16 protein-coding genes are annotated in these 15,895 nt (G+C 34.9%); 12 read left to right on the forward strand and 4 right to left on the reverse strand.

The genetic code is table 11. The features are described from left to right. Positions 1–567 (reverse strand): 16S rRNA (guanine(966)-N(2))-methyltransferase RsmD (locus tag A2290_03020; GenBank protein ID OGC15229.1); only part of this gene is annotated, 567 nt, incomplete at its 3' end. 43 nt (positions 568–610) lie between these two features. Here A2290_03020 and A2290_03025 point away from each other — a divergent pair. The 3 genes from A2290_03025 (at position 611) to A2290_03035 (ending at position 3,018) form a co-directional block, all read left to right on the forward strand. Beyond that, a complete protein-coding gene (locus tag A2290_03025) occupies positions 611–1,183 on the forward strand; it encodes a hypothetical protein (GenBank protein OGC15230.1) in 573 nt (190 codons plus the stop codon). 336 nt (positions 1,184–1,519) lie between these two features. Then, positions 1,520–2,479 (forward strand): hypothetical protein, encoded by a 960-nt coding sequence (locus A2290_03030; protein OGC15231.1) that lies wholly within the window; start codon positions 1,520–1,522, stop codon positions 2,477–2,479. 44 nt (positions 2,480–2,523) lie between these two features. Further along, the gene (locus A2290_03035; GenBank protein OGC15232.1) at positions 2,524–3,018 is read left to right on the forward strand and encodes a hypothetical protein; all 495 of its coding nucleotides are present in this window, start codon (positions 2,524–2,526) and stop codon (positions 3,016–3,018) included. Between the two features lie 11 nt (positions 3,019–3,029). On the opposite strand, the gene A2290_03040 is transcribed toward A2290_03035, so the two are convergent. Together A2290_03040 and A2290_03045 are read right to left on the reverse strand one after the other, a co-directional pair. Continuing rightward, positions 3,030–5,102, reverse strand: a complete 2,073-nt coding sequence (locus tag A2290_03040; protein ID OGC15233.1) for an ATP-dependent DNA helicase RecG — start codon at positions 5,100–5,102, stop codon at positions 3,030–3,032. Between the two features lie 315 nt (positions 5,103–5,417). Then, positions 5,418–5,672: an RNA-binding protein gene (locus A2290_03045; protein ID OGC15234.1), complete on the reverse strand. Its 255-nt coding sequence runs from the start codon at positions 5,670–5,672 to the stop codon at positions 5,418–5,420. A 213-nt stretch (positions 5,673–5,885) separates the two neighbouring features. Between A2290_03045 and A2290_03050 the strand changes: the two genes are divergently transcribed. Continuing rightward, positions 5,886–7,613 (forward strand): YgiQ family radical SAM protein, encoded by a 1,728-nt coding sequence (locus A2290_03050; GenBank protein ID OGC15235.1) that lies wholly within the window; start codon positions 5,886–5,888, stop codon positions 7,611–7,613. 38 nt (positions 7,614–7,651) lie between these two features. On the opposite strand, the gene A2290_03055 is transcribed toward A2290_03050, so the two are convergent. After that, positions 7,652–7,924 carry a hypothetical protein gene (locus tag A2290_03055; protein OGC15236.1) on the reverse strand — a complete coding sequence of 91 codons (273 nt, stop codon included), beginning with the start codon at positions 7,922–7,924 and terminating at the stop codon, positions 7,652–7,654. Between the two features lie 287 nt (positions 7,925–8,211). Between A2290_03055 and A2290_03060 the strand changes: the two genes are divergently transcribed. The 8 genes from A2290_03060 (at position 8,212) to A2290_03095 (ending at position 15,868) form a co-directional block, all read left to right on the forward strand. Next, entirely contained in the window at positions 8,212–9,150 is a 939-nt protein-coding gene (locus tag A2290_03060; protein ID OGC15237.1) for a hypothetical protein, read from the forward strand. A gap of 240 nt (positions 9,151–9,390) precedes the next feature. Next, positions 9,391–9,948 (forward strand): phosphoheptose isomerase, encoded by a 558-nt coding sequence (locus A2290_03065; protein ID OGC15287.1) that lies wholly within the window; start codon positions 9,391–9,393, stop codon positions 9,946–9,948. A 41-nt stretch (positions 9,949–9,989) separates the two neighbouring features. Then, positions 9,990–11,456 (forward strand): hypothetical protein, encoded by a 1,467-nt coding sequence (locus A2290_03070; GenBank protein ID OGC15238.1) that lies wholly within the window; start codon positions 9,990–9,992, stop codon positions 11,454–11,456. Positions 11,457–11,544: 88 nt separating this feature from the next. Next, on the forward strand, positions 11,545–12,138 hold the full coding sequence (locus tag A2290_03075; GenBank protein ID OGC15239.1) for a hypothetical protein: 594 nt from the start codon (positions 11,545–11,547) through the stop codon (positions 12,136–12,138). A 46-nt stretch (positions 12,139–12,184) separates the two neighbouring features. After that, complete coding sequence (locus A2290_03080) at positions 12,185–13,201, forward strand: hypothetical protein (GenBank protein ID OGC15240.1); 1,017 nt, start codon at positions 12,185–12,187, stop codon at positions 13,199–13,201. 71 nt (positions 13,202–13,272) lie between these two features. Further along, a complete protein-coding gene (locus A2290_03085; protein ID OGC15288.1) occupies positions 13,273–14,208 on the forward strand; it encodes a thioredoxin-disulfide reductase in 936 nt (311 codons plus the stop codon). Positions 14,209–14,213: 5 nt separating this feature from the next. Further along, positions 14,214–15,077 (forward strand): hypothetical protein, encoded by an 864-nt coding sequence (locus A2290_03090; protein OGC15241.1) that lies wholly within the window; start codon positions 14,214–14,216, stop codon positions 15,075–15,077. Then, positions 15,074–15,868 (forward strand): TIGR00268 family protein, encoded by a 795-nt coding sequence (locus A2290_03095; GenBank protein OGC15242.1) that lies wholly within the window; start codon positions 15,074–15,076, stop codon positions 15,866–15,868. The genes A2290_03090 and A2290_03095 overlap by 4 nt, the downstream gene beginning before the upstream one ends. Positions 15,869–15,895: the final 27 nt, after the last annotated feature.

Here is a 15,895-nt window from a genome sequence, read left to right on the forward strand (position 1 = left end):
TATACCGCTTTTTTCATCAAAACTCCCTTTATAAAAAGAAAAGAGTGTATCTCCGCATTTATGTTCTCTTAACTTATCCAGATACCCTATTGTACCATCAAGACTGCTTTTGGCCCTGTGTTCAGCAATTATAATCCCCTTTGGTTTTAACAAGTTAAACTCACCCAGAAATTGGAGCGATTTCAACAAAAATAGACTGCCATAAGGCGCTCCAAGAAATATTATATCAAACTTTGCCTGCTTTTTATAAAGAATCTTAAGGGCCTGGAAGACATCTATAGCAAAGACCTCCGCCCTGTCAGAAAGCCCAAGATCTTCGAGGTTTTCCCGTATAACAGAAACAGCTTTCCGATCTTTTTCTACAAAAATAGAAAGTCTCGCCTCTCGGGACAATGCCTCAATCCCAACAGATCCGCTTCCTGCAAAAAGGTCTAAGAAGTCGCTATCCGGAATATCAGAAGCTAATATGTTAAAAAGAGATTCTTTGGCTTGATCGGAAAGAGGTCTCAAGTCGGTTTTTGGAACTTTTAATTTTCGCCCTTTTCTGGAGCCTGAAATTATACGCATGATAAAAAGACTTTTAAAATATTATATAGTATAATCAAGCCCAATGCAAAACGAGAACGCCGCAAAAACATATATCATATTAACCAATCTCCTCTTTGTTGTTGGGGTTTTATTTTTCGGCTGGACAACGCTCATTGTCTTCTTAGGTTTTTTTATAGAAGCGATAATCAATTATCTTTTTAATATCGCAAGATTATCAATTTTATTTTTCAAAGAGAAGAGGCATTTTGATTTTACATTTTTAATCCTCTCTCAAAGCGCTTTTATATTTGTAAATACCGTCTTTTTTTTCATAATCTTTGCGCTTGATAATACAGGAAGGGCTCTGATAATTCACGGAGAAGCATCTGCTTTTCAAATAGTAGAATTTTTATCATTGATTATCGTAATACTGATTGGTACTTCGCAGAAATTTTACAAAGGGTTCCTTAAAGATGAAAAATATAAAGAGATATCTTCCGATAGCATAGCGGAAAAATCGTATGGATCGATAATATTGCTTCAATTTTTAAACATATTCGGCTTTGGCCTAATTTTATTCTTTTCGCTCCACAGGCTTTTTAGTTTGATAATAGTTTTTGTAAAATTTATGACGGAGTTGCTTGCGAAAGACTGAAAACTTCAGGGTTAACCCCGATTATTCATGAGACTGTTGCGTAATGACAGTTTTTGTAATTTGTCATCCCCGCGAAAGCGGGGATCCATCTTGTTTTATGAAAAATAGATTCCCGTTCTCACGGGAATGACCATTATGCAACAGTCCCTTCATGTACAAACAGAATTCTAGTAGGCTGTTGGAAAAATCCTTAGGTATTAACCCCGATTTCCTAATCGGGGTTAATGTTGGGCTTTTTAATTTTATAATAGTTTCCATGAACTTCACGACAAAGTTTTCCACAAAAGAGCAACAAATTTACTCAAGTTTTATCTCTCTTATTACGATAAATACTATATGGCAGATATTTCGGGCTTAAAAAATTCAAATTTTCATTATATGCCAACTTTTTGGCATTTATCCTGGCAAAAACCAGTAGAGGAAGCTTGTTCTGAAAAAAACAGACAAAAAACAGAAGAAGGACTAAATTTATTACACCCTGATCAAGATATTCCATTTTATCCCTATTGTCATTATATAAAAATAGATGCTTCAAGAAGAGAAGAGATGGAAAGCTCTGATGATTATACAGGAACAATAGAAATGGGAATTGCATCCGCCATAGATTTAGAAAGGAATACAAAGGGAGCTGCTATTGAAGGACATTTTGTTGCCCAAAAATATTGGATTCCTGAAAAATATATTCAAATGGCTTTTGATATGATGCCGCAGGAACTTGTGGATATTTTAAAGGAAGCAAGTCAAAAAGGCAAACTAGAAGAGGTGTCAGAAAACATTGCACGTTTAATGTGTATTCTATTTAGTTTCATATTTGATGAAAGCAAGTTTGATCCTGATGAGAAAAATATAAATGCAGTGGGGCTTTTTCAACTTGAGTTGATTACAGCTAAAAATACATACCCTAAAATAGCAGATAAAAACAACCTTACTTTCGCAGATTTAGAAAACCCGGAAATAAACATGATGATAGGATTTAAGCTTATTTTAGATTATTTTAAGAGATTCAATGTAGAGGAAGGAGAAATTCTAACAGCAGAAAAATTTGCAAATATAGACATGTGGGGTTCTATGGGACTTGTTACTGCCGCATATATGATAGGGCCAACAAAGGTTACCAAAGATCCTGATAAATATCGCAAGGGGGGGCCTGCTTGCCAAAGAAGACGCGCAATGGCCCAAGACTATTTTCAATTTCAAAGCCCTGATATTATTGCAACAATTCAAAGGGCATTTCCAACACAAGAAAATTACAACGATAAAATCGCGTCCAAACCTCTTGTATCTATAATACAATAAAAAAATAAGGTGAAACTTTTATAAAATCTTGGCGAGATTCTCTCATGATAAGCAGTTGTACGCTAAATCAAATCTTATACGCACCAATATCAGTGGATCGGACACCTCTTCCATCATATAATCATAAGGATAAAATAGAAGTATTAAAAGGTATAAAAGAATTTTTAGAGGATAATCCAGATGAAACCTTAGTAATAGGAAATACACAATTCAGTTATGATAAAAACAAAAAAATCATAAAAATAATTATAAAATTAAGTGTTGGGAAAAAGATAAAAATAGAAGCGGGCTCAAACTCATTTCTTCCAGATAGTGTTCAATCTTTTTTTGAAAATTTGAGATCCAACAGGATAGAGAAAAAGAGTCTTCTGTCTATTCTTGATAAAATATCTCAAGGTTTAGAAAATAGCGGAACCAGAGATATGCCTTCATTTTTTGAAAAAATTCTGCATCGCAATGCTATCGATGTAATAAAAACAGTAGAAAGAAAACCTTCGTCAAAACAACTAAACATTATTTACTCAAAACCCATTGATTAACCCCGATATTGTCAGAATCCCAAAAACCTCCCGTACCTACCCACCAGATTCTTCTTTAGTTGGGGAGCTTTTTCAAGATGGGGATCTGCAATCAAATAATTAAACGCAGCCTCGCGCGCAAGATGCAAAATCTTTTCATCTCTTACAATATCGGCCATTCTAAATTCAGGAAGACCCGATTGTCTTACCCCACAAAAATCTCCCGGGCCTCGAAGCCGTAAATCAACTTCAGCAATTTTAAAACCGTCATTGGAATCGATCATCGCCTTTATCCTGATCCTTGCATCTTTACTCTTTGGCTCCCCCATTAAAAAACAGAAAGACTCGTGTGCCCCTCTTCCTATTCTCCCCCGCAACTGGTGAAGTTGGGATAAACCAAATCTCTCAGAATGTTCAATAACCATTATTGAAGCATTAGGAATATCAATTCCCACTTCAATAACAGTCGTTGAAACAAGAAGTTGAATTTTATTGTTACGAAACTCCCACATTATCCGCTCTTTTTCACTCTGTTTCATCTTCCCATGAATAAGACCTATTTTAAATTCGGGAAAAATATCTCTTTGTAAATATTCTGACTCTTCTACTGCTGCCTTTAAATCGCTCTTTTCTGTCTCTTTCACCAAAGGACAAACAACAAAAACCTGCCTCCCCTCTTTGATTTTCGTCCTTATAAATTCGTAGGAATTTCTACGTTTTGAATTAGAAACATAGTAAGTCTTAACCGGCTGTCTTCCGGGCGGCATTTCATCAATAATCGATCGGTCAAGATCTCCATAGAGTATAAGTGCAAGTGATCGGGGAATCGGAGTCGCAGTCATAAAGAGAAGATCGGGATGTACAAACATAAGATTTTGGGCCATTCCTTTATTTCCCAATTCCGCCCTTTGCAATACACCAAAACGATGCTGTTCATCAATTACAACCAGTCCAAGTTTTTTAAATTTAATCTCCTTTTGAATCAAAGCATGAGTCCCCACCACAAGATCTGCTTCTATCAAGCCTTTTCTTTCTTTGGATTGGGTGGACCCTGTTAACAATTGGATCGAAAATGATCGTTGTGACGTGATTAATTTTGAGATCTTTTCATAATGTTGCTGCGCTAAAATTTCTGTAGGAGCCATAATGGCTACCTGATAACCGTTTTTTATTGTTACATAAGCTGCCATTGCCGCAATAACCGTCTTCCCTGAACCGACATCTCCCTGAATCAGGCGATTCATCGGTCTATCTTTGCTCATATCTTCCAAGATTTCATCCAAAACCTTTTCTTGCGCCTTTGTCAGTTTAAAAGGCAAGGAAAAATCTGACAAAAGTTCTTTATTGGAATCAAACTTTATTCCATTTAAAGTTTTAATCTCTCTTTTTCGACTGCCCAATCCGATCTGAAAGACAAAAAAGTCCTCAAATATCATTCTCCTTTTTGCCTCTTCAACTATTCTCAAATCTTGAGGGAAATGGAGATTTTGGACTGCATCCAATATACTGATAAGCCTGTTTTTTTTTAATATCTCTTCCGGCAAAGGTTCTTTTATTTGATCAAGATACTGATCAAGCGAGGTTCTAATAATCTTCCGTATACTCTTTGCAAAAAGTCCTTCTGTCAAATTATAAACAGGAACTATCGACAAAGGTTCTCCCGTATCAAGCTCCCAGTAATGGGGTAAAACCTGCATACAACCTTCAAATTGATTAAATTCAAGCTTGCCTGAAACTATAAGTTTTGTGTTTTGTGTAAAGAGTTTCAAAAGGAACGGTTGGTTAAAAAAAATAATTCTTATGGATCCGGAAGAATCATTCAATGTAATTTTTAAAATTTGCATCCTTCCGGGCTTTTTCTGGCTTTCAATATTTATAATCCTCCCATTTATCAAAACTTTATCGCTTGGGGTTTTAAGGGAAGCTATAGAATCAAAATTACGTCTGTCTTCATAATCACGAGGGAAATAATAAATTAAATCTTCGATGGTATGAATACCAAGTTTGGAAAGTATTTTAGCAAATAGGGGTCCTACACCCTTTAAATATTGTACCGGAGTAGAAATATCTTTTTTGAAACCTTGATCCCTATCTTGACCCCTCATTTGATTGACATTTTATCACAATTCCAGTAAAATAAAGAAACTATGGCAAAAAAGTGTTTCATATGCGAAAAAAAACCTGGGAGCGGCGAAAATGTAAGCCACAGCAACAAAAAAACAAAACGCCGCTGGCTGCCAAACCTTCAAAAAATTCGAATCATGGTGGATGGCAAAAAGTGTACTGAGTACGTTTGTACAAAGTGTATAAAAGCCGACAAGATCAAAAAAGCCGCATAAATCTCTCTTATTTTAAAACAAAAGCCCTTTCCACAAACTTAATCATAGAAAGGGCTTAGGTGAAAAATTAATCCACCCTAGTTAAAATATTTTTTCAGCTTTTGGACGTGCTTCGTTAACAGTGATTTCACGACCACCCAAAGAAAAACCATTCATTGCCTGAATTGCTTTGTCCATATCTTCATCATTAACATCAACAAAAGCAAATCCGCGAGAACGGCCATCTCGAGAGACAACCCTAGCACTAATAACAGAGCAAACCTCACCAAACTTAGCCTCTAACTCCTCTGAAGTTACAGACCAGGGTAAATTCCCTACGAACAAACTCTTAGCCATCTTTCACCTCTCTACATAAACAAAAACAAGGTATTTTACCTTGTCTCTAATGACGATATGCTATCATAAACCGACAGCTACACGAAACATTAGCTCGACCTTCTTGATATAATAATAATATATCAATTTTATCATGTCAAACATTTTTGACGTTTTTGATATTCGACAGAAAATTCCCGCAAATAGTCGTTTATAAGCTATAATTATTAATATATGCCATTTTTGCCCATAGATAAATCAGAAATAAAAGGCCAGCTTGATATAATAATAGTAACAGGAGATGCTTATATCGATCATCCAAGTTTTGGACCTGTCGTTATTGCAAGAAACCTGGAGGCTCATGGTTTTTCCGTAGGAATAATTGCCCAACCTAATTGGAAAGAGGATAAAGATTTTCTTAAACTTGGAAAACCCCGTATTTTTTTTGGTATTGCCGCTGGTAATCTCGATTCGATGGTCGCTAATTATACTGCCGACAACAAAATTCGTAGAACAGACATGTATACACCGGATAATAAAGGGGGGAAACGCCCCGACAGAGCAACGATTGTTTATACAAACAAAATAAAACAACTATTTCCCGATTCAATGGTTATTTTGGGCGGCGTTGAAGCAAGTTTAAGACGTTTTGCTCATTATGATTATTGGTCAAACAAAGTTAGAAGATCAATTCTGTTTGATTCAAAAGCTGATTTAATCGTTTATGGCATGGGAGAAAATGCAATTGTAGAAGTTGCAAACGTAAGAGGTCAAAATCTTGAACTCTTACATTTGTCAAATACCGCAATCATTTTAAAAGATATAAGCCAATTAAAAGAATATCTCATACTCCCTTCTTTTGAAGAGGTTTCTACCGATAAAAAGAAATATGTCGAAGCTTTTAAACTTTATTATCTGGAAGGAAGAAAGAGATACCCAAGAATAATAGTTCAGCCATGTCAAGGACGATATCTTGTAGTATTCCCTCCCCAAGTTATGACAAGCCATGAATTAGAAACTGTTTTTAAACTTCCTTACATGTATGAAGCCCACCCCAGCTACAAAGATCACAAAATACCAGCCTGGGATTTTGTAAAATTTTCAACAATATCACACAGAGGATGTTTTGGAGGATGTTCTTTTTGCGCGATATCGCAGCATCAGGGAAAGTATATTGTAAGCCGCAGTCAAAAGTCCATTGAGGATGAAGTAAAAAACATAATCATGAAGAGAAAAGATTTTAGGGGAACTATTTTAGATATTGGAGGGCCAACTGCAAATATGTACATGATGGAGTGCTCAAAAAAAGAAGGCTGTACCCGTGCAAGTTGCATATATCCTGCAATATGTCCACATCTAAAAAACTCGCACAAGCCGCTTATTAACCTATTAAAAAGCGTAAGAAATATTCCAGGAGTAAAACATCTCTTTTCAAACTCAGGGATCCGCTATGATCTTGCAATGCAGGATCCTGAATATATAAAAGAACTGGTAGAGCATCATGTAAGTGGGCAACTTTCTGTTGCGCCGGAACATGTTTGTGAAGAAGTTTTGCTGACAATGGGAAAACCAGGTGTAGAAAAATTCGAATCGTTTAAAAAAGAATTTGACAAAATATCAAAACAATCGGAGAAAAAACAATACTTAATACCTTATTTTATAGCCTCACATCCCGGGGCAACACTTGAACACGCATTGAAATTAGCGCTTTTCTTAAAGAAAAACCATATGAAGATAGAACAGGTTCAAAATTTCACGCCAACACCTATGACAGTTTCAACCTGCATGTACTACACAGGAATTGATCCTTTTACAGGAAAGCAAGTTTATGTGCCAAAAGGAGAAGAGAGAACTTTCCAGAGGGCACTGCTTCAACCATATTTACAAAAAAACAAAAGAGAGATAATTAAAGCCCTAACCAATCTTGGGAAGCGGGATTTAATTCAAATACTTTTGGAATAGACACTTAAAACAACGGAACTGTTGTATAATAATCGGGGTTAATATTCAACAGAAAAACCATTAAAACGTCCACTAAATTCAAACCAATTGATAGAAAACTTGTCGATATTAGGTTCCATTGCTTTGTAAACAGCCTCAAGAAAGGACTCTACTTCTTTTTTTTCTCCTTCCGCAATTATTTCTACTCTTCCATCATACAGATTTTTAACATGTCCTGAGATTGAATATTTTGAAGAAATATTTTGAGCGGTAAAACGAAAACCGACACCATGAACTCTACCGGAGTAATATACCTCAGCACACTTTCTCAAAAAAACACCTCAACCCGTACTACAACCCATAAAAATAATCGTACAAGCCAGCACTATGCTCACCAAAAATATAATTAAAAATAAATGTTTTGGATTTTCCATAACTTATGGTTAATGATACCATTTAAGAGAAATTTTGCAACATTTTTATATATCCCAGAAGAATTGAACCCCGACTAGGAAATCGGGGTTCATACCTGGGAAAATTTCCAACACTCTTCTAGAATTCTGTTCGTCTATAAATAATCGGGGTGAAATTTCCGAAATAATCATCCGAAAATAAATTAATGACTCAAACTCAAGCTGTAAAGTTTAGATTCACAAAAGTACCCACGCCACAAACTGGAATAATAAGGTTTACAAGAAAACCTGCGGATAGATTATTTGTTCATATAAATCCATCTTATGATGAGCAAGTTGAACTAACTAGTTTACTTACGACAACAACTTCACCAAAGAATCCTGACAATATTATTGTCCTACCTTCAACCGCAGTGCCGAGACAAGTCTTAGATTTGATGGGCAAAGCAAGCAAAATAAATGAAAAAAAATTTAATGTTTCTCAGAATTATCTTAAAGATTTTACTGCTTTTTGCAAATTCATAGGGTTTACAAGGTTTGTGGGAATTGTCCCTGACATAGAAACAAGCCCCATTGCAAAGCAATACCCCGATGTAGCATTTCCGGTAAATGGGTTAACTATGATGGGAAATGGACAATTGTATGACCCTTCCGCGATTTTTGGAGAGTTTTTTGAGAAGATGAAAGACTCATTAATAATTGTTTCAACCTGTGAGAATGAAGTAGTCTTTGGCGAAAATGGAGGTTGGGAAATAAAAAGCACTCCGTGGCAGGAGACAAATGTCCAACAGCAGGAGCTAACTGACGGCGAATCACAAGAAAGTCTGGAACAAAAAACAATGAAACAATCTGAAAAAATTGCAACTCTATATTTAACAGAAAGAATTATCCATTTAATGTCACATTTAAGAAATAGATCTATAGGAGACAATAAATCTCATAATTTTCTTGAATTCTTTTCGTATGCTTATTTATACAATTTTTTAAACTGTTGTTGGTATATTTTTGAAGAGGATGCTTCCATAAAAACTATTATACAAAAAAGACAATTAAAAATACTTGAGTTAATAGATTTTAATTACAGTCAAATAACTGAAGATGAGAGAAAAGAGATAAAAATACTCAAAAGAGCAAATATAGACTGAAAAAATATTCCTTATTTATTACAACATCATTACTTTTAACCCCGATCATTCATATCTGGGGAAATTTCCAACACTCTACTAGAATTCTGTTCGTCTATGAATAATCGGGGTTAATTTCTTTCAAAATATTTGAGCGTCAGTTTTTTTATAACAGGGAAGTGTTCCTCATGGGTAATTTATTATTGTTTATAAAATATGTTATAATTGAAGCAAAATTTGGAGAAAAAAATGCGAGATAAAATTAAATTAGAAATAGAAGAGTCAATTGAAGTTAAAAAGGCCACATTTGAAAAAATTATCCCAAAAATAGAAGAAGCTGTAAAACTGATAATTACTGCCATAAAAACAGGAAATAAACTTTTGATCTGCGGTAATGGAGGATCTGCTTCTGATTCTCAACACTTTGCGGCGGAATTGATCAGCCGGTTTAAAAAAGAGAGGCGCTCAATCTCTGCGGTAGCTTTGACTACTGATACTTCAATTATTACAGCGATTGGGAATGATTATACTTTTGACAATATTTTTTCAAGGCAGGTTGAAGGCTTAGGGCAAAAGGGTGATATTTTAATCGGAATATCAACCTCAGGAAATTCTAAAAATATCCTAAAAGCGATTGAAACCGCGAAATTAAGAGAATTAAAAACTATCGCTTTGTTAGGTTGCGACGGAGGACTAATTGCAAAAAAGGCAGATCTTTCAATAATTGTACCAAGCAACAACACGCCAAGAGTCCAAGAAGTACATATAACAATAATTCATATAATTTGCGGATTAGTCGAAGAGGAGGTAGGTAAATAGATTATCAGACTGATGTTCTGGCATCCTGATATTCTTTAACTATGTTAGAAAGCCATTTAAAAAAAGAACTGCAAAAAATAAAAGGTAAAAAAGTTTTGGTCTTTGGTGATCTTATGCTTGATGAACATATATGGAGTCACGTTAATCGTATAAGCCCTGAAGCCCCTGTTGTTGTTGCTGACGTTTCCAAGATTACGCATGTCCCCGGAGGATCTGGAAATGTGGCTAACAATATTTTAACTCTTGGGGGAACCCCTATCCTTGTAGGATTAATCGGCAATGACAGTTCAGGAATTAAACTTGTACAAGCTTTAAAAATTTTGGGGATAAATGAAAAATATCTTATAAAAAATTCTGAACGCCCGACAATATTAAAATCTAGGCTTATAGCCTCAGGCCAACAAATTGTTAGAGTTGACAGAGAATTAAAAGAGATTATTTCACATAAACTTTCTAAGAAAATATTGTTGAGAGCAGTTAACCAGATTCGTAAAGTTGATGCTGTAATAATTTCCGATTACGGCAAAGGGTTAACATCTAAAGAAAACTGTCAAGTAATTATAAGGGCAGCTAACAAGTATAAAAAACCTGTCCTTGTAGATCCAAAAGGGACAGATTATAAAAAATATGAAGGGGCTACAATAATAACGCCCAATCTAAAAGAAGCTGAAGCTGCTACCAACATCAAAATAAATAGTGAAAAAGGTTTATTGAAAGCAGGAGAAAAACTGCTGAAAACAATAAACTCCCCTTTTGTTTTAATTACAAGAAGTGAAAAAGGGATGTCTCTTTTTAGAAAAAAAGAAGAGCCCATTCACATCCCGGGAATTCCTCGCCAGGTTTTTGATATTACAGGAGCTGGCGATACCGTAATTGCAATGTTAGCGTTATCTTTTTCGTCAGGTATGAAAATTTCCGATGCCGTGCATTTGGCAAATGACGCGGGATCAATTAAAGTTACAAAAATCGCGACTCAACCGGTTTATTATAAAGAGCTGGAAGATTCTCTAGTAGAAAAAGATCCGGCTTCAAAAAAGATAAAAAACAGAGAAGAGTTAAAAGAGATAGTAAAACAATTAAGATCTTCAGACATGAAAATCGTATTTACGAACGGTTGTTTTGATATTTTACATCTTGGACATGTAAGATATTTAAAAGAGGCAAAAAATTTAGGTGATGTTTTAATTGTCGGGTTAAACAGTGATGCTTCCGTAAAAAAACTAAAAGGGTTTCCCCGTCCTTACCTACCTGAGCACGAAAGGGCTGAGATTTTAGCTTCTTTAGAAAGTGTTGATTATGTGGTGGTGTTTAATGAAAACAGGCCCGATAATTTAATAAAAATAGTAAAACCAGCTTTTCATGTTAAGGGTGGAGATTATAAAATATCCGAACTGCCTGAAAGAGATATTGTCAAAAAGTTTGGCGGGGAAATTATAGTAATTCCGCCTGTTGAAGGCAAGTCGACGACAAATATCGTAGAAAAAATAAAATCAACAGCTGGCAATTAACCCCGATTATGATAATCAGGGTTGATTTCTGTTTTCACCGTAAACAATCGGGGTTAATATTGATTCTTGGGAATAAGGAGAATTTAAAGTGAAAAAGATAATATTTGTTTTTATTGCTATATTAATTGCCTCCACCCAGGTTTTTGCGTGGAGAATATCAAAAGACTTAGAAAAAGAGATAGAAACTAAAAAGATTGCATTAAAAGAAGATGATGCAAATTCACAATTTGATCTTGCAATTACTTATGCTTATTCAAATAAAATAGAAGAAGGTTGGGAATTGCTCAAAAAAGCAGATAAGATAGATCCGTCATTTAAAGAGGCAGGATGGAAAACATATAAAGAAAAAACTCAAAACGACCCTGAAAACTGGAAAATACATTTTCGCTATGCTTTTGCCCTTTATTTTAATGGTAAAAAAGAAGAAGCTATAAAAGAGTTTAAAAAAGTAATAGAACTTGATCCTAAAAATATATGGGCTTACAGTTATATCGGTTTAATCTATGGCGAAATAAATAAAATAGACGAGGCGATACAAAACATAAAAAAAGCGATAGCTATAGATTATGATGTTGCGGCAGTACATCTTTTGCTTTCTCAGGCATATTATAAAAAAGGCGATTCTTGGGGAGGATTTAAGGAAGCGTCTGAAGCTGTAAGACTTAGAGCTTTAGGATATTAAAATAAAGATAAGAACCAATCATGGGTTTTATCTTTTTGAAAAAGATATGGAACTATTAAAAAAAATATCATTTTTTATATTTGTATTGTTTATTCTGCTTTTATTTGTATGGGCATTATATGTTCCTAAAAAGGATGTCACAGATATGATTCAATCAACCTTAGATGAACAGAAAGGTAAGTTAGATCTTTTTTATAAAGGGGTTGCTTTTCAGGAGACGATAAATGGCATTAAATATTGGGAAATAAAAGCTAAGACAAGCAGCATTAACAAAACAACGGGAATCGCTTCTCTTGAAGAAACAGAAGGGACATTTTTCAGGGATAAAAAGCCGACTTTAATGTTTGTTGCGCCATATGCTGTATGGAAAATGAATGAAAGAGAAATAACTCTCATAAACCCGATTGGTTATGACTCAAAATCAAAAAACAGCTCAGTGATCGCCTCTTTGCAAAACAAGAATGGTAATTATTTCCAGTTTCCTTCTTCCAATGACAAAAAGGACAAAGGCTTTATATTTAAGGCCCAAAAACTTGTTTGGAGTATAAAAAACAAAGCTATAGTTTGTGATAAAGGCTTATGGATTAAAAAAGGAGAAATAAGCGGTCACGCGCAAAGATTAAAAGGTGACACCTCTATGGAGAAAATTGAAATATCAGGTAACCCTGTAATAAATATTGTAAACTCTAACATTTCAACAATAGAAGCGGATAAATTTTTAATGGACAGAAATAAAGATCTAATAATAGCTTCTGGAAAAGTAACCTTTAAAATAGATGAAATTAAAGGTTCAACGGGAAAAGCTATTTACAATCAAAAAGAGAAGAATCTTTATTTAATTGATAATGTTATAATTAAATATAAGGATTTTAAAGCGACATCAAACCAGGCTAAGTACAATATATTCGACCAAAAGATTGTTTTAGTTGATAATAGCAAATTAACAAGAGAATTAAGTGAAGTGACTGGCGATTCCATAGTAATTGACATAAAATCTAAAAAAGTCGCAATTTTGGGTAAAAGTAGAGCGATTATTCCGGATAAGGGGTTAGATAAAAAGTGATAACAACAAAGTTTTTGGAAGATTTAAAAACACTGCCAAAACTTGAAGCTATTGTTGAAGGAAATGGTTCTATCTTTGACTTAATAATAATAGGCGGAGGGCCTGCTGGATTAACTGCTGCCTTATATGCCGGGCGTGCAAGGCTAAAGACTCTTCTTATAGAAAGAGCCTTGATCGGAGGGATGGCTTCCACGACTTATAAAATCGAAAATTATCCGGGATTTTCTGAAGGAATAAGTGGAATGGATATAAGCCATAAATTTGAAGAAGGTGTTAGAAACTTGGATATTCCGATCTATTACGGAGAAGTTACAAAAATAACAAAAGATAGATACATAGAAATAGACGGAGAGAAAATACAGGCAAAGGCGATAATAATAGCATCAGGAACAGAGACAAAGAAACTTGGCATTTTAGGCGAGGATAAATTCAGAGGTAGAGGCGTTTCTTATTGCGCAACTTGTGATGGGTCATTCTATAAAGAAAAAAACATCGCCGTTGTAGGCGGAGGAAATTCCGCTATTGAAGAGGCTATATATCTTACAAGGTTTGCCAAAAAGGTAACAATAATTCATAGAAGAGATAAATTAAGAGCAGATAAAATAATAATTGAAAAAGCTTTAAATAACCCAAAAATTTTTGTTTTATGGAATTCTACTATAGAAGAAATTAACGGGGATAAACGTGTTGAAAGCTTAACACTGTTAAACACCCAAACAAATACCCGAACAACTCTTCCGATGGAAGGGTTATTTATATATATAGGACGAATTCCCAATACTAGTTTTGTTGATAATATATTGGATATGTCTAAAAATAGATTTATAAAAGTTGATAATAACATGAGAACTTCAAGCTCCGGAATTTTTGCTTGCGGTGACGTAATCGAAAAATCTTTATATCAAATAGTCACGGCAGCAGGAGATGGAGCTTTAGCCGCCGAGTCTGCCAGAAAATTCATTGAAGATGAATATCTAAATGACAGGGAAAAGACTACTACTATATAAGAATCATGCTGGAAATAATAATCCCAATTCTAATAATGTTTTCCTCAGGGTATATTTTATCTGTCTTTAAAAAAGAAGAGATTAAGATCCTGGCAGATCTGATAATTTACGTAACTGCCCCTGCCCTATTTATAACATCTATAACTTTAAGCAAGTTTGAAGCCGGCGAAATTGCAATTATTTTTTTTACGGCCGCAACAGTAATAATATCCGGAATAGCTTTGGTTTATCTTATAAGAAAGAAAAAGAAATTGCCGTTGGGAATGTACTACCCGATAGCCTTTATGAATACAGGTTTTTTAGGAGTTCCTATTGTTTTGATAAGTTATGGAATTAAAGGTCTTGCTTACGCAGTAATTTACGATGCGACACTTGCCCTCTTTGCTTTCTCTCTAGGTATTTACATAATCTCGGAAAGAAGAGATAAGTGGGAGGTCTTTAAAATACCCTTTATATACACAGCGGCGCTTGGAATTTTATTAAATATTTATAACATTGAAATCCCTTTTCCTGTTTTTAAAGGGCTATCTATGCTTGGGAGTGCAACAATACCCCTCGCCCTCATCATGCTCGGTTATAGGATAGGAAATATAAGGATATCATCACTAAAACTTCCTTTGTTTGGAGCCATACTTCGTGGAGGGATTGGTTTTGTCGTTGCGTTTGTAATAATAAGAATTTTTAATATATCGGGAATACTGGCAAATGTATTGATTATTATGTCTATCCTTCCATCTGCGATAACAAGCATTGTCTTTTGTGAAAAATATGGTTGCAGAGAGGATTGTGATCTTGTCGCATCAACAATCGCAATCAGTATGCTTGCTTCGCTTTTTTATTTACCCATAGCCATGTATCTCCTAAAATGAAAAAAACAAGCAAACTAAAAAACATATTAAAAAGCCTGCAAAAAGTCCTCCTTGCCTACTCTGGAGGTGTTGACAGTACCCTTTTACTTAAGGTTGCGTTAGATACTCTTGGAAAAGAAAATGTTTTGGCAATAATTGCAAAATCTGAAACATACCCAAAATCAGAAGAAAAAGAGGCAGTTGATACTGCGAAAAGGCTTGATACTAATTTTATAGTTATAAAAACTTGCGAGTTTTCCGATAAAAATTTCATCAAAAATTCTAGAAACAGATGCTACTATTGCAAAAAGGAGCTCTTTATAAAGTTAAAAAAGATTGCCGAAAAAGAAAAGATCCCGCATGTAATAGACGGATCAAATAAAGATGATTTACAAGATTACCGACCGGGGGCTGTTGCAAAAAAAGAACTTGGTGTTAGAAGTCCGTTGCAAGAAGCAGGGTTGACCAAAGAGGAGATCAGGCAACTTTCAAAATCCTTGGGACTTGCCACTTGGAACAAGCCCGCATATGCCTGTTTGGCATCTAGAGTTCCATACGGCACCAAAATTACAAAAGAGATTTTAACAAGAATCGACGAGGGAGAAAAATTTTTACGTGGGTTGGGATTGAGACAGGTAAGAGCAAGGGATCATGGGAATATAGTCCGCATTGAGGTTGGAAAAGAGGATATGTCTCAAATGTTAGATGAAGATTTAAGAGATGATATCGCCAGAAAATTTGAGTTGATGGGATATACTTATGTCGCAGTAGACCTGCAAGGCTATAGAGCAGGGTCAATGAACACTGATTAGACACTAAAATTATGTTATAATTTAAGT

Source organism: candidate division WOR-1 bacterium RIFOXYB2_FULL_36_35 (assembly GCA_001771505.1).
Lineage (GTDB): Bacteria > Margulisbacteria > WOR-1 > XYC2-FULL-46-14 > XYC2-FULL-37-10 > XYB2-FULL-36-35.

Bases quoted from the DNA above. Each gene is read 5' to 3' on its own strand.
- A2290_03040 (OGC15233.1), bottom strand. From the start codon at position 5,102: ATGAGGGGTCAAGATAGGGATCAAGGTTTCAAAAAAGATATTTCTACT.
- A2290_03060 (OGC15237.1), top strand. From the start codon at position 8,212: ATGACTCAAACTCAAGCTGTAAAGTTTAGATTCACAAAAGTACCCACG.
- A2290_03090 (OGC15241.1), top strand. From the start codon at position 14,214: ATGCTGGAAATAATAATCCCAATTCTAATAATGTTTTCCTCAGGGTAT.
- A2290_03095 (OGC15242.1), top strand. From the start codon at position 15,074: ATGAAAAAAACAAGCAAACTAAAAAACATATTAAAAAGCCTGCAAAAA.
- A2290_03050 (OGC15235.1), top strand. From the start codon at position 5,886: ATGCCATTTTTGCCCATAGATAAATCAGAAATAAAAGGCCAGCTTGAT.
- A2290_03080 (OGC15240.1), top strand. From the start codon at position 12,185: ATGGAACTATTAAAAAAAATATCATTTTTTATATTTGTATTGTTTATT.
- A2290_03035 (OGC15232.1), top strand. From the start codon at position 2,524: ATGATAAGCAGTTGTACGCTAAATCAAATCTTATACGCACCAATATCA.
- A2290_03070 (OGC15238.1), top strand. From the start codon at position 9,990: ATGTTAGAAAGCCATTTAAAAAAAGAACTGCAAAAAATAAAAGGTAAA.
- A2290_03045 (OGC15234.1), bottom strand. From the start codon at position 5,672: ATGGCTAAGAGTTTGTTCGTAGGGAATTTACCCTGGTCTGTAACTTCA.
- A2290_03030 (OGC15231.1), top strand. From the start codon at position 1,520: ATGGCAGATATTTCGGGCTTAAAAAATTCAAATTTTCATTATATGCCA.
- A2290_03025 (OGC15230.1), top strand. From the start codon at position 611: ATGCAAAACGAGAACGCCGCAAAAACATATATCATATTAACCAATCTC.